Here is a 13,527-nt window from a genome sequence, read left to right as displayed (position 1 = left end):
TTTCTTTTCTCCTAAAATTTTACTGCATAGCGTAAAAACGCAATATTTTCTTCGTTCAACTTCACTTTCTTTAAAACGGCTTTTTCACGATAATGAAGTTCATATCCTTCTTGAGTGGGGACTAAATAACCCTCTAAACTTTGATGGTGATTCATTGCTTCTTTAAATTCCACATGGACATAGGATTCATCTTGGATGGAATGAATATCTTGAATCTCTCTTTCTGCTCCAGGAGAGCATACCTCTAAGGTATATCCTTCTAACATCAGATCATTTTCATCCAACATATCGGAAATACATTCGCTGGCTTTTGCACAAGCCTCCAAGTCCGTTTCACCTTGCAAATTGTGGACACTGATTTGAAGCGTCCTTTCCTTTGAAATCCATGTTACTTCTTCCACTTCAAATCCCTGCTTTTTTAAAGCCGGAACGACTAAAGCTTTGATTTCATCTATTCGATTCATACTCCTCCATACATAACAGAAGGAGTGCCTAAGCACTCCTTCTACTTCAACAGATTCAGTTTACCTATTTTCCGACTAAATAGCAAGCTTTTTAATGACTAGTTTCTCCATAAACCGTCAAATCCGTCAATCCAAATAAGTTCACAAATGTAAATTCAAAACTTTGACGACCGACGCCATCATAGACCATCTTGAATTTTGGACCAAAATCTTCTATATCAAGATTTAAGCCATCTAAAACGCGATAAAAGAAATGACACATTTTTTTAAATACATTAAAATCCAACAAATGGAATTGGTCATCACTGGTTTTTAAACTGGCTCCTTTACCAAGATTCAATCGAATCGTCATCTCATCACTAATGGAACCACGAATAGAAATTAAGAAATCCTCTTGATCCACTTTCACTTCATAATACCCACCAAAGAAGGTTCCTAACGATTCCATGATTCCTTCCATAAGGGTCGTAAAAGCATTGATGTCTTCCCATAAACCAACCGTCTCGTATAACCACGGGATGGCCTTATTTTGATACGAAGGATAGTTCGAAAGAGCGAGTGTCTTACGATTATAACCAAGAATGGTATTACTTTCAAAATGATCATCCATGAAAGCATATAAACGAGTATCTCTTTCTTCCTTTTTCAGAATCATAAAATCGTGACACGACGTACTGGAACTAATGTAACTTTCCATTTCCGAGCGCCAATTAGAAACAAATTGGTTGACTTCCAACTCATTTCCTCCCGTATAGGTAGAAGTATATCTTCCTAAATCAAGGACGAAAGATATTTCCAAACCGGCGTAATGAATATGTACTGACCAGTCTGAAGTGGTATTGATGAGTTGAATGGAATCCCATCGAATATTTTTTTGACCTAAGAAATCGCTTAATTGATTGACTCGTTTGTCCAGCTGTTCTTGGCCGAATTTATTCTTACTAAACACATCAAATAAACCCATCTTTTCCGCCTCCTTTTTCTTCTATACGCTTCACTACTACTATTCTACCATTGAATCACCGTAAAATTCAGTGAAAATCTTATGAATTTTATGTAAAAGCCGATATAAAAGACTCAATTTCTTTTTTCAACAGAAATCAAGTCTTCTCTTAGCTGGTTAACCTTTCAAATCTTCACTAACTTTTTCTACCTTTAAACCGGATAAGAAACGATTCTTTTCTCTTTGATCCTCCAGTTGTCTCTTTAGAACATCAATATTCGATTTATTGTATTCCAATTCATCCTTCATTTCATTAAATAATTCCGCGTAAGAGGATAAACGCAAGTGCATTTCTGTTCGTGCGTTGATCGCTTGATTATTTTCTTCACGAATCTGATCCATTTCACTGGTCATATCATTTAATTGCTTATTTTGTTTCACCGTCTTATCGGTTAATTCTTCAATGCTCTTACTCAAAGAGAAAATTTCCGTTTCCAATAGTTTATTGGTCTTTTGAAGATGCTCATACGCTTCAGCAGAACGAGAATGACTCGCTTCATTTTTAGCCTCTTCCAATTCCTGAACCATTTTTTCTTTTAGTTCATTCACTTCTTTCAAATCTTTCGACAACTTATGATTTTCTTTTTGAAGTTTCTCTACATCTTCTAATAGCTTTTCAGAACCGCCCATTTGTTTCTTGTATTCTTCCAATTCCTTCTGCAAAGCTTCATTTTCAAGGCGGTATTTTTCTATTTGTTGATCATCACCTTGACCATCTTGATTCATCTTTTCTTTCGCTTTTGTCAATAACGATTCATAGCTCTTACAACGCTTATTCGCTTCTTCCAAATTTTTTTGAAGTTCATCTACTTTACCGGTTAACTCTTCTACTTCTTTTTGATTCGTATCCGGATCTGATTCCAATGCTTTCTTCAATTTTTCTTCCAATGCTTTATTTTCTTCTTCTAAACGATTTTTATCATTAAACAAATCTTTGGTTTGAAGTTCAAAGCTATCTTTTTGAAATTCTAATTCTTTTAATAACTCCGCCACAAAATTTTTAACCGTTTGCTTAGAATAACCTTGGTTAAAATACACACTTTCTAATTGCGAGTCCAAATAGGCTATTGAACTTCTATTTTGATTATCAGTACTCATGTTCCTTCTCCTTTATCTGTTCACCTTTTTTAAATGATTGAGCAACTCCTTGATTCAGTTCAAGCACGTGTTTAGCCTGCTTCACTTTTTTGCCAATACGCCAAGCGGGTAAGGTTTCCCAATCCAACACTTTCATAGTTTGATCCAGATACACCACATCAATCGTAAAGCGCATAAAATTGGTGTGTACCCTAGATACATTAGGAAAGAATAATCCGCCTTCCAAGCTCTTATCAAACATCAGTCCTTTTAATCTCAACCAAAATGTATCCGCTACTCGAACCGGTATTTCTGTTCGATCACTTAGAATCAACACTTTTTGATTCATCACTAACTACCCAAGGCTTTCATAATCCCCGGAACCGCCGGTCCTAATAGGATGATAAAAATCACCGGAAAGATAAATATCAACATCGGGATTAAAATTTTGGTGGACAGTTTTTGTGCTTTTTCTTCAATTTTATTCTTGTAGGCCAATCGAACATTACGCGATTGTGCATTCAGAATATTTTTTAAAGAAATCCCCATTTCATCGGCTTGTAAAACAGCCGCCGTAAATGTAGTCATTTGTGAGGAAGTCACTCTTTGGCATAAGCTCATTAAAGCCTGTTTACGAGTACTTCCTAGTGAAATATCTCTTTGTACGACCTTAAATTCATCACTCAATTCCCCTTTATATTCATGACAAACGTATTGAATCGCTTGGTCAAAACCCAAACCGGCTTCTACACAAACCGACAACAAATCCAAGAAACCGGGTAATTGTTTTTCCAATAAATTTTGTCTTCTCGTAACCCGACTTGCCAAAACAAAGCGAGAGATGATATAGCCTGAAAGAATTCCTCCCAATGCACTCATCATAACAGAAAAGCCAAAATATAGATGATAAGGGCCAATGTAAATATAGGTGAAAATCATACAGACCGCAATCACTAAAATACGAATGGTCAAATACGTTTGTGCTTTAATCCGCAATCCCGCCTGGAGCAATTGAAGGTTTAATTTATCTTGATCCTTTTGAGCAATCGGGAAAACTCTACCAATAAAAAGTGATAAACGCTCAATCCCTGGGAAAATAACACGACTATAAAAAGATTTATTTTCAAAATCCATGTCATCCGAATTGCGTCTAAGGCTATTTTCCGTTTCCGCAATGTCCTTTAACTGAAGTCTTAAATGAGTTCTTTCATTCACAAATTTGACCAAAATCATCGAATACACAAATAAGCCGGTGCTGACGGAAATCAACAAGATTAATAAATTCTGACTCATACACGCCCCACTTTCTAATATTTGATATTCACGATCTTTTGAATCAATAGGAATCCGGTTGTTTCTAGAATAACAGAAACCACCAACATCACTTTACCAATAGAAGTTTTAAAAAAGGAATTCATATAATTAGGACTGATCCAAGTCAAAATTATAAGCAAAAAGACCGGTAATAAGCCAATTAACATTCCCGAATATCTTCCCTGTGTTGTCAAAACACGGATTTGATTTCGGATGTTGATACGATCATTAATGGTTTCCGTTACTTTCTCTACAATTTCTGCTAAATTACCACCCGAGCGTTGTTGAATGGTCACCGCCGAGTTGATCATCTCCAATTCCGCTGAATTAGTTCTTGAAGCTAATTCGCCAAGCGATTCTTCCAATTTTCGACCATAATTCACTTCACGAATCACCCGTTTTAATTCTTCTGAAATAGGATTTGGTAAATCTTCCGATACCCGTGCTAAAGCATGACGGAATGTAAATCCCGAACGAAGACAGTTACCGATAATAACTAACGCTTCCGGTAATTGTTTATTAAACAAAGCCAATCTTTTCTTTTTTGCTATTTCCGCCATTAACGGAAAAAGCAAAAGACCAACAATGAAAAACAAAACCATTGTTGATAGACCTAGATTTAAAATGAATGTAATCAATGGCAAAATCAAGGCCGTTGCACCCCAAAGCAGAATAAATTCTTCCGGTTTTAACGGTAAACCGGTTGTCAATAAATAACGACGCAAGTTTTCTGAAATGTTGATGAAGGACAATATGCGAACAATGAAATCATCATCCTCTTCTTTCTCTTCTCCATCATACATTTTTCGAAGCTGGTATTTGACATTTTTCGTTCCATAACGATATTCAAACAGCAATAAATAAATCATGGCGTACATGAATAAACCAAAAGTCAACACCAATAAAATAAGAAAAACGAACTGCAAACTCATGGCCTACCTCCTGTGGTATTGAACCAATGATCATTGATAGCCACTCCTTCATCCATGATTCGTTGTAAAATCTTTGGTCGAATACCTGTTGGTACGTAAGAGCCATGAATATGACCATTACTATCAAACCCTTCTTGTTTGAACGTGAAAATATCTTGCAATAAAATGGTATCCTCTTCCATTCCCACTACTTCCGATATCGCCATAATCTTTCTGGTTCCATCTCTTAAACGGCTTTGATGAACTAAGATATTAAAAGCAGAGGCAATTTGTTCCCGAATCGCCCGAGAAGGTAATCCCATTCCCGCCATTAACACCATCGTTTCCAAACGAGACAATAAATCCCGTGACGTATTCGCATGGGCGGTCGTCAAAGAACCATCGTGTCCGGTATTCATCGCTTGTAACATATCTAAAGCTTCACCAGAACGCACTTCCCCGACCACGATACGATCCGGTCTCATACGCAAGGCATTCTTAACCAAATCACGAATCGCAATTTCGCCTCTTCCTTCCACGTTGGCCGGTCTAGCTTCCAAAATAACTTTATGAGGCTGTTTCAATTGCAATTCCGCCGCATCTTCAATGGTCACAATGCGCTCGTTTTCCGGAATAAAACCCGATAGAGTATTTAACAACGTGGTTTTACCGCTACCTGTTCCACCAAAAACAATGATATTGGCTTTTCCCTTAACACAAGCTTCCAAGAAAGCTGCCATTTGATACGATAAGGAATTAAAACGAATCAAATCACTCACTTCAAACCCTTTTTTAGAGAATTTACGAATGGTGATAGATGGACCAACTAATGAAACCGGAGGAATAATCGCATTGACACGAGAACCATCCGGCAAACGAGCATCCACCATCGGAGTACTTTCATCACAACGTCTTCCCAAAGGAGAAATAATCCGATCAATGACCGTCAAAACAGCTCCACTATCTTTAAACTTAACATCACTCAAGCTAATTTTACCTTGACGTTCCACATACACTTGTTCAGGCCCGTTGACCATGATTTCCGTTACATCCGGATCCTTTAACAGTCGCTCTAAAGGTCCTAAGCCAATCGTCTCATCAAATATCTCTTCCACCAACCGATTTCGAATCGGACGGCTGATATCACTACCTAAACTTTCAACAATCGACTTTACCAAATCATACACTTCATCTTTTTGCGAAGCACTGATACTAACTCCATAGTTGATTCGATCTAATAGCTCAAGATGAACTTTTTCTTTGAAAGCATCAAATTCATCACCATTGCGAATCATCGCTTCCTCATTATTCATCATGGAGTTCAATCGTGAAGAAAGCTTCGTCGCACTAGCCTGCTCTAACCGTTCTTGAACCGATAACATTATTTTCTGCCTCCAAATTTAAAGGCCGACTTTTTCTTCGTCTTATCATTACGGTTAAGTTCAACTTTTCTAGAAATACGGTATGAAAAACGATCTACCGCTTCTGAAATAGCTGATTTTTCATTGAAAAGAACGATCGGTTCTCCTTGATTTAAAGCTTTTGTAGCATCTAGATACCCATCTGGAATGGAAGCTTCCACTTTCAAGCCCATTACTTTTTCAACATCTTTCAAGCTAATATCACCCTTAAATTCACGAGAAACAATCAATTTTACCTTTCCCTTTAAATTTAAGGAATCCAAAATCAATAAACTCTTCTTGGCATTCTTCAACGCCGCAATATCCAAAGAAGTCATAAATAAAACCGTATTAGACATTTCCAACATCAATAAATTAATGTCTGAAAATTCCGGTGATACATCCACAATCACATAATCGTAATGAGCTCTTAACAAGTTGATCACCGGCTCCAATTGTTCTCCCGAAATATCACTAGCGTATTCAGGACTGGATGGCGAACCCAATAATTTCACCCCTGAATGATGACTTACAAAAAAGCGTCGAATGGTATCAATCGTTGGAACTCGTTGTTCTTGAAGCATATCCGTCACCGTTTCTTTCACTTCAACCCCCAAGAACATATGAGCATCCCCAAAACGCATATCAAAGTCCAAAATGCAGACCTTTAGCTTTTGTTTGGCTAAAGAAACTGCTAAATTTGTTGCCAACGTCGTTTTACCAATGCCACCTTTCGTTCCGAAAACCGTTATCATTTCCGCTTTTCTTGGCGCACCGGATTTTTCCAAAATCAAATCAATTCTTGATTTGGAATTTGAATAAATGCGCTTGATCGCATCACAAGTTTCATTATGATCGGTCGGAATCGGACAGATAAAACCTGAAGTTCCGGCATTTAATACCTGTCTAGCCACTGATTCATCCGTCAAATCCGACATAACAATCGTGACAATATTCGGAAACATCGTATAAATTTGACCAGCTATTTTATAGGCCCATTCCGAAGCGGCTCCATAAACCAAAACCAAATCCGGTTGAATCTTCGCTACATCATCTCCCGCTACCGGTAAGTTTAAGGAGTGATATACCACTTCAATTTCCTGATCTTCCACCAAGTGATCTTCAATTAATTTAATTTCCTGTTGGGAAGCTCCATATACAATTGTTCTTAATGACATTTTTTCCTCCAATACCCTATCTTAATCAGAAACGTACTCACTCTTACTAGATGATGAATTGTCTCCTGGCGTTCTCAAACTCAAAGACAATGTACCAGCCTTAGAACCATTCATTAACTTCACACAATCTTCAGGACTTAATTCAACTGTTACAGTTGAATAAGATTTTCCTTCCGAACCAGACTTATTGACACCAACTGAATAGTCATTTCCTAACGCCAGAATCTTAACATTCGACAAAATCGTTTTAGAAACAAAATTACTGTCTTTTGCACGCGTCAAAATGATGTCCACGCGATCCCCACCACGTAACAGTGAAGAAATACCGGTACTATATTCAACCGGGAAACTGATCGCTCTTTTTCCCTTTGCAATGACATAAGTTAAACCACCGTTTTTTTCCGGTTCTCCTTCTTTATACACATTTTCTTTAGAAATAACGCTATTCTTTAAGATATCTACTTTGGCCATTTTTCCCAAAAGTTCATCTTTATTTTTAGCCGCACCTTCTACCACCAAGTTCCCCGGTACTTTTTTATATTCCAACATATCCTCTGTGATCTGTTGATTTGCTTTGATGTTCTTACTCGCCACATAAACTGCTGTGCTTTGAGCTCCTCTTCCAGCCGATGAACTAATCAGGAACAAAGCGAGAAACACCATGGTTAAGGCTCCTGAGATAGCCGCAATAAATTTGATTTTTTTCATTATATTTCCTTCCTTCTTTTATTAATAATGATTTCCATAATTATATCGATCCAAAGTTGCTGATTTTTCTACTGACAAATTTCCTTTGCCTTTGCTGACATAGGTAGCACTTTGTGCCCCCGGAACGTACGGGCGATACACAACCGCATCACCGCCACCATTCCATCGATGTCCACTTCCTGCAATACCACTTCTAATTAAAACCGTATCAAAGTTCCTTCCTAAAAAATTCAGAGCTCTTAATGTTGTCGTTTGATACGTATCAATCAAAAGAATATAAATCCTATATCTCCTATAGTAGCGAGGGTCTGCCGGTTTGCCGTTGTCATCGTACGGGTGCTCTTCAACATAAGTAATTCTAATCTCACCTTCAAACCCATTCAAGCGAGCGTATTTCACCATTTCTTGGGATATTTCTCGAGCAGGGTCCTTTCCATGCAAAACATGAATTAAGGTTGACTCTGCATATTTCGTAAACCGTAAATCTCTCATAACTTGAACTATTTCATACATCCTATTCTTTTTGAGGTACATCATCCCGACATCAACAGCCAAGGAAATCATCCCCAATAAGACAGTTAGAAATAATGCAAAAATCACAATATAGGAACCTTTTTCCTCTTTGATCCATTTCCTGATGTTCATCTTCATTATTCAGTCCTCTCAGATAATAGTCTATATCGATTGAGTTGTTTTCTAAGAACAATGCCCCTTTCTCCATTTTGATTAAAGAAATATAGACCAAGTGGCGTTAAGGCTCTAACACGATACTCTATCGTCGCTTGAATATTCATACTCATTTTTGTATCTTTCGTTATTGATTCCTTATCCCCACGCAAAAAAGTTTTACCGAATTTTTCTTTATAAAAAGTGAATTTTCCATTACTAACCGTTAAATCATTCGGATTTACCATTCGAATGGAAGAAACGAGCCTTCTTTTAATCAGTTCATTATCACTCAGTCCGGCTTCTCCTTGTTTTCGTCTAACCGAACCGTCCCATTCGAAAAAGAAATTCCAGCTGACATGTTGATACCCATAATCAAAAGCAACCATTTGATATCCTATCCATCCGATATCCACTACCGCAAAAACCACTGCAAAAAACATCACAGCCGTTAAAGCAAACTCAACCATGGCTTGTCCACATTCAGTTTTTCCTATTTTTTTCCAAATTTTTTTCAAGGCTTAACACCTACTTTCGCAATAAAACGGGTAGAAGCACTGACTGAATCTCTTCCCAATACCACCCTTGATAATGGCAAAATAACATCAACATTGTACTGTACATTCACCACTAACTCTTTATACCGATAATTTTTTTCTTTTTCATGGATATGACCCGGTTTACAATAACCAGTTTCGTCCGCATCCTTCAGCCAACATCCTCTCAAGGTATACTTAGCTGATATTGGTGTTTGTCCTGAAATTGTCACATTCAATCGTTTAACATCTAAACGATCCTTAAAATTTTCTTTGACCCTCTCGATAACAGAATTCTCGTCCTGACTTACCCCTTCAATTTGCATGACAAACGTTCTTGATATTTCTCCCGCCACATTATTCAGTACCATCTTGGCATCAACAATACGAACCACATCAAATACCACGGACAATACTGTTATTAAAATAGGCAACACCAACGCAAACTCAATAAAACTCTGACCATCTTCTCTTTTTAAAAATCGGGTTATCTTCTTTAATAACACATTATCCTCCTTTTCTAAAATAGTGGGGTATAGCTTTGACACCATACCCCCTTTTACCAGCTCCAAAAAACGATGCCTTATGGTCGTTGTAAAGCATTAGTAATTGCTTGGAATGTATTTGCGATTCCGCCTTGCATAGCTTGTAAAGCCACAATCAATACAACTGCAATCAAAGCGATAATCAAACCATATTCAACCATTCCTTGTCCACTTTCTTCTTCTGTGAACCAATTCATAAAATTCTTCATGCCTTTTTCTCCTTTCTTTATTTTTTTATTACAAATCTTTTCAGATTTATAACCAATCTTAACGACCAACTAAAGCATTCAGTAAAATCGGTCTAATCCGTACCTCATAGAGGTTTACAATAGAACCGGCTGTAGCCCCAATCACTAACAATAAAGCAACAACCAGAATCCCAATCAATAAGCCATATTCCGTCATGGCTTGTCCATCTTCACTTTTCCATTCTTCAATACTCATATCAAAACCCTTTCAAACAAACCCAACAACATCCCCAGCATAATAAAAGCAGCCATAGGATACAGAGAATATAATGTGATTTTTTTCAAACCAAGACCAATTAAAATATAAGCCATCATAAAACCAGCCATACCCAATAGAAAAATCTGAAAACCGGCTAAATTACCGACAACCAACGAAGCAGCCATCATCAATTTCAAATCACCGGCCCCCATCACAAATTGTTTACCCGTTAATTTTTGAAAGCCGACCATAATGATCATAAATAGGATAAACAATACAACAGGTGCGATGAGAGCTACTCCAAGTCCTTGAAGTCCTTTCGTGACAAGTGAATAAATAAAACCAATCGCCGAAAGAATCATCACCAATTCATTTGGAATAATTCTTGCTCTAAAATCAATCATCGAAATCACAGCCGCAAATAATTCAAACACAAGAAAGAAAGAAAGAAAGATGAACGACATCAAACTTTTCTAATGCAAAATAAGTTGCCACCAACGATACCAAGCCAACAGCATACCAGCAATATGGATTTAATTCTTTGATTTCTAGTGACTTTTTACGTCTTTTCTTTTTTTCTTGTAAGACCCAATCTGCTATTTTAGGAGCTAAGAAAAAATAAATCACGGCAACCAAAACAGATAGAATCACATGTGAAACCGATATTCTCAAGAATATCCCTCCCTCTTGTACTTTTATATATGTCCTATAGTTAGCAATGACTTACCAATCTCATCTTGCTTCCCGACTCTATTCTATTTCACAGATAATTTCTATGTCAACCTTTTTCCCCATTTTTCTTTGAAAACCCTTTGAAAATCGAGTAAAATAGGGATTAATGATCCATTTTCACTTTAAGACCATTGTTTTTTCATCCATAGAAATACCGGCATAGCTCTTTATTTTTCCGTTAGTCTTCAAAGAATACGCTACTTTTCCTTTATTTTTGATTTTAAGAATGTATTTTTTCGCAAACACTTCACCTTTTTCATCGTTAATCACCATATTCTTAACCGAATCCGGTTTCATGTACTTACTGAAATTCAATTCGATACCATCATCCTTTCTGATTCCATTTGATAATGTCGGCGTTTCTTTGGAAATCAAACCGATATTAATGTCATCATGTTGTGGTGGTACTTTAATCCATCCGCTGGTGTAATTTTCATACCCCGGTTTTTGGCAACGCACTTGCCAATTTCCTTCCGGCACATTCCAACCATATTTACCATCCGCTTTTGTAATTTGGTTATTCTCTTGTCCAAACTTAGCCGACTCCCAAAAAACCGGAGTACCATTGACTAAATCTTGATGATAAATAGAAACAACCGCCCCTTCAATTCGATTAGAAGTCACCGCCTCATACACATAGCCACTTGGATCTCTGATGATCTTTGGCAAATTCACGAGAAATTCTATACCAGTTGCAAAATCTATTCCATCTAAAATTTTTTCTAATGCAAAACTAAATAGTCCCATGGTGATGGCGTTTGCTAAACCTTGTGTGGGATTGAAAAGAGAATATATATTAAAACTGGCAACAAGTGATTTTCTAATAAGCAGATTTCCATACTTTTTCAAATCAGCTTTGTTATTGTTTTCAATAGCCGCTAAAACTCTAAACATATAGTAATAACAGGTATAGACATCTATGGTATTTGTGATCGTATCAAATACAAATCCTAAGTCAGCGTTTAATTCACCTAATCCGATGGAAAGCATATTCATGGCAATGTTGCTGACTACTTCAATATTTGGATTTTTTTCAATGGTGATGCCATTCATCTTCTTAAATTTGGAAACACTGGATTTGATATAACTAGCAAGCGAATGTTTATACTCAGCTAATATAGAGTCATATTCCACTTCTGAAGATGAAATCAGTTTGTCGTATGTTTGTGCTAAAGCCAACAAAGACGAAGAGGTTTTATTTTTATCAATTTTACGACTGAACCCCGGTTTGATGTCATCTTTTTTAATTTTTAAAGTCTCACTGAAATAGTTTTTAGACATTCTTGCAACCGACTTGTCTAACTTTTCATTTTTCTTTAAATCAAGATCAATTTTATCATCATTCTCCGTCTTTAGTTGATCTTTTCTAATCACGGTTGGCCAAATAGAAGAAGGCAGTTTTAAAGGATCAGATGGAACAAATGGATACTTATTAACCCATTCTCCGGTCTTTTTATCCTTAAACATCTGTATCATGGCCTTCTTACCTTCGATGTAACCGTTTAGGAAAACAGCTCCGATATTTTTATCATTTTTATACTTGATTTTAAATGTCAATGGTCTGTTATACCAAGCCGTAACATAAGAAATATCATTTTTCAACAAATCAACAGAATGATAGTCATTTCCAGCTTCCAAATGATGGTTAGAATAAATCATTTCAAATTTCTCTAATTCAGGATGATTTGGATCAAACACAACCTTCTTCAAGACCCATTTATTCGTTTCATTTAGATTCACTTTGATTGTATGACTACCAAAAGTATTGAAATTATGGTGAAGAGAATACTTATAAAACCCTTTATGATCTGTCTTGACTTCTCCCTGTAATTTCTCATCTATAAAGATTTTAACAACAGCATCAGCTTTAGAATAACCCTGAATTTCAAATGTTTTTTCAGAAGTAAAAGAAGGTGTTTCACACGTAATGCCAGCCTCGCTTGAAGAAATATAACCAATTAAATCATCCATTTTTTTATCAGAATCACTATAACTAAATGACGCAAAGGCTTTTGCTTGAATTCCATTAAATGGTTTCAATAAAAAGGAAATTGTGCCGTGATTTTCTGTAACAGGAATGGATAACAAGTGATCTATCATAGAAATATTTGTCAGTTTCTGACCATTCATCTTAATAGAAGAGTAGACCATTCTAGTATTATTATCCAATCTCATTCGAATCATCTTATTTTTCAATGCGGCAAACTTATTAGAATCCACTTCATATTGAATACTACAGTTATAATATCCTTCAGGCGTTATTCCATCCACCTTGAATCTGCTGGATTTTTCATTCAAAATACCGGCATTCATTTTATGTTCTCCAATAATCAATTTATAAGGAATATTCTTTTTAAAAACATGTTCCAAACAAACATAATTTAATGGGAATTCAAGTTCTAAAGAAGAACAATTTTCAAAAGAGTTATCAGCAATTAATGTAATATTTTTATTTAATGTCAAGGTCTTCAAATTTTCACTATTCGCAAACGCTCGTTCACCAATCTCTTTGACACTCTCCGGTATCACCATCTTATAACTGCTTG

Annotated in this window: 17 protein-coding genes; all 17 read right to left on the bottom strand. The window is 36.4% G+C overall.

The window, feature by feature from the left end:
* Window positions 1–11: 11 nt before the first annotated feature.
* On the bottom strand, window positions 12–464 hold the full coding sequence (locus HMPREF9013_RS05495) for a ribosome assembly cofactor RimP (RefSeq protein ID WP_006627391.1): 453 nt from the start codon (window positions 462–464) through the stop codon (window positions 12–14).
* Window positions 465–555: 91 nt separating this feature from the next.
* A complete protein-coding gene (locus HMPREF9013_RS05490; RefSeq protein WP_006627390.1) occupies window positions 556–1,428 on the bottom strand; it encodes a hypothetical protein in 873 nt (290 codons plus the stop codon).
* A gap of 156 nt (window positions 1,429–1,584) precedes the next feature.
* A complete protein-coding gene (locus HMPREF9013_RS07250; protein WP_006627389.1) occupies window positions 1,585–2,565 on the bottom strand; it encodes a coiled-coil domain-containing protein in 981 nt (326 codons plus the stop codon).
* Window positions 2,555–2,893, bottom strand: coding sequence for a DUF192 domain-containing protein (locus HMPREF9013_RS05480; protein WP_006627388.1), 339 nt, complete (start codon window positions 2,891–2,893; stop codon window positions 2,555–2,557). The genes HMPREF9013_RS07250 and HMPREF9013_RS05480 overlap by 11 nt, the downstream gene beginning before the upstream one ends.
* A gap of 2 nt (window positions 2,894–2,895) precedes the next feature.
* Complete coding sequence (locus HMPREF9013_RS05475; RefSeq protein ID WP_006627387.1) at window positions 2,896–3,837, bottom strand: type II secretion system F family protein; 942 nt, start codon at window positions 3,835–3,837, stop codon at window positions 2,896–2,898.
* Between the two features lie 14 nt (window positions 3,838–3,851).
* The gene (locus tag HMPREF9013_RS05470) at window positions 3,852–4,790 is read right to left on the bottom strand and encodes a type II secretion system F family protein (RefSeq protein ID WP_050772091.1); all 939 of its coding nucleotides are present in this window, start codon (window positions 4,788–4,790) and stop codon (window positions 3,852–3,854) included.
* Window positions 4,787–6,151 carry a CpaF family protein gene (locus tag HMPREF9013_RS05465; RefSeq protein WP_006627384.1) on the bottom strand — a complete coding sequence of 455 codons (1,365 nt, stop codon included), beginning with the start codon at window positions 6,149–6,151 and terminating at the stop codon, window positions 4,787–4,789. The genes HMPREF9013_RS05470 and HMPREF9013_RS05465 overlap by 4 nt, the downstream gene beginning before the upstream one ends.
* The gene (locus HMPREF9013_RS05460) at window positions 6,151–7,347 is read right to left on the bottom strand and encodes an AAA family ATPase (RefSeq protein WP_006627383.1); all 1,197 of its coding nucleotides are present in this window, start codon (window positions 7,345–7,347) and stop codon (window positions 6,151–6,153) included. Before HMPREF9013_RS05460 ends, HMPREF9013_RS05465 begins: the two co-directional genes overlap by 1 nt.
* Window positions 7,348–7,368: 21 nt before the next feature.
* Window positions 7,369–8,055, bottom strand: a complete 687-nt coding sequence (gene cpaB / locus HMPREF9013_RS05455; RefSeq protein ID WP_006627382.1) for a Flp pilus assembly protein CpaB — start codon at window positions 8,053–8,055, stop codon at window positions 7,369–7,371.
* Window positions 8,056–8,076: 21 nt separating this feature from the next.
* Window positions 8,077–8,700, bottom strand: coding sequence for a TadE/TadG family type IV pilus assembly protein (locus tag HMPREF9013_RS05450; protein WP_198002137.1), 624 nt, complete (start codon window positions 8,698–8,700; stop codon window positions 8,077–8,079).
* 5 nt (window positions 8,701–8,705) lie between these two features.
* The gene (locus HMPREF9013_RS05445; RefSeq protein WP_006627380.1) at window positions 8,706–9,239 is read right to left on the bottom strand and encodes a TadE family protein; all 534 of its coding nucleotides are present in this window, start codon (window positions 9,237–9,239) and stop codon (window positions 8,706–8,708) included.
* Entirely contained in the window at window positions 9,236–9,763 is a 528-nt protein-coding gene (locus HMPREF9013_RS07245) for a TadE/TadG family type IV pilus assembly protein (protein WP_050772090.1), read from the bottom strand. Before HMPREF9013_RS07245 ends, HMPREF9013_RS05445 begins: the two co-directional genes overlap by 4 nt.
* Window positions 9,764–9,840: 77 nt before the next feature.
* Complete coding sequence (locus HMPREF9013_RS05435; protein ID WP_006627378.1) at window positions 9,841–10,011, bottom strand: Flp family type IVb pilin; 171 nt, start codon at window positions 10,009–10,011, stop codon at window positions 9,841–9,843.
* Between the two features lie 58 nt (window positions 10,012–10,069).
* The gene (locus HMPREF9013_RS07500) at window positions 10,070–10,246 is read right to left on the bottom strand and encodes a Flp family type IVb pilin (RefSeq protein WP_006627377.1); all 177 of its coding nucleotides are present in this window, start codon (window positions 10,244–10,246) and stop codon (window positions 10,070–10,072) included.
* Window positions 10,243–10,713, bottom strand: coding sequence for a prepilin peptidase (locus HMPREF9013_RS05430; protein ID WP_006627376.1), 471 nt, complete (start codon window positions 10,711–10,713; stop codon window positions 10,243–10,245). The genes HMPREF9013_RS07500 and HMPREF9013_RS05430 overlap by 4 nt, the downstream gene beginning before the upstream one ends.
* Window positions 10,676–10,921 (bottom strand): hypothetical protein, encoded by a 246-nt coding sequence (locus HMPREF9013_RS05425; RefSeq protein ID WP_006627375.1) that lies wholly within the window; start codon window positions 10,919–10,921, stop codon window positions 10,676–10,678. The genes HMPREF9013_RS05430 and HMPREF9013_RS05425 overlap by 38 nt, the downstream gene beginning before the upstream one ends.
* Before the next feature lie 177 nt (window positions 10,922–11,098).
* The coding region (locus HMPREF9013_RS05420) for a leucine-rich repeat protein (protein WP_040333660.1) at window positions 11,099–13,527 on the bottom strand (2,429 nt) is incomplete at its 5' end.

Source organism: Bulleidia extructa W1219 (assembly GCF_000177375.1).
In the GTDB taxonomy this organism is placed as follows: Bacteria; Bacillota_I; Bacilli_A; order Erysipelotrichales; family Erysipelotrichaceae; genus Bulleidia; species Bulleidia extructa.
This window is presented reverse-complemented; position numbering and strand designations above follow the sequence as displayed.

Coding starts and splice junctions, on each gene's coding strand:
- HMPREF9013_RS05495 (WP_006627391.1), bottom strand. CDS start 464: ATGAATCGAATAGATGAAATCAAAGCTTTAGTCGTTCCGGCTTTAAAA.
- HMPREF9013_RS05490 (WP_006627390.1), bottom strand. CDS start 1,428: ATGGGTTTATTTGATGTGTTTAGTAAGAATAAATTCGGCCAAGAACAG.
- HMPREF9013_RS07250 (WP_006627389.1), bottom strand. CDS start 2,565: ATGAGTACTGATAATCAAAATAGAAGTTCAATAGCCTATTTGGACTCG.
- HMPREF9013_RS05480 (WP_006627388.1), bottom strand. CDS start 2,893: ATGAATCAAAAAGTGTTGATTCTAAGTGATCGAACAGAAATACCGGTT.
- HMPREF9013_RS05475 (WP_006627387.1), bottom strand. CDS start 3,837: ATGAGTCAGAATTTATTAATCTTGTTGATTTCCGTCAGCACCGGCTTA.
- HMPREF9013_RS05470 (WP_050772091.1), bottom strand. CDS start 4,790: ATGAGTTTGCAGTTCGTTTTTCTTATTTTATTGGTGTTGACTTTTGGT.
- HMPREF9013_RS05465 (WP_006627384.1), bottom strand. CDS start 6,151: ATGTTATCGGTTCAAGAACGGTTAGAGCAGGCTAGTGCGACGAAGCTT.
- HMPREF9013_RS05460 (WP_006627383.1), bottom strand. CDS start 7,347: ATGTCATTAAGAACAATTGTATATGGAGCTTCCCAACAGGAAATTAAA.
- cpaB (WP_006627382.1), bottom strand. CDS start 8,055: ATGAAAAAAATCAAATTTATTGCGGCTATCTCAGGAGCCTTAACCATG.
- HMPREF9013_RS05450 (WP_198002137.1), bottom strand. CDS start 8,700: ATGAACATCAGGAAATGGATCAAAGAGGAAAAAGGTTCCTATATTGTG.
- HMPREF9013_RS05435 (WP_006627378.1), bottom strand. CDS start 10,011: ATGAAGAATTTTATGAATTGGTTCACAGAAGAAGAAAGTGGACAAGGA.
- HMPREF9013_RS07500 (WP_006627377.1), bottom strand. CDS start 10,246: ATGAGTATTGAAGAATGGAAAAGTGAAGATGGACAAGCCATGACGGAA.
- HMPREF9013_RS05430 (WP_006627376.1), bottom strand. CDS start 10,713: ATGTCGTTCATCTTTCTTTCTTTCTTTCTTGTGTTTGAATTATTTGCG.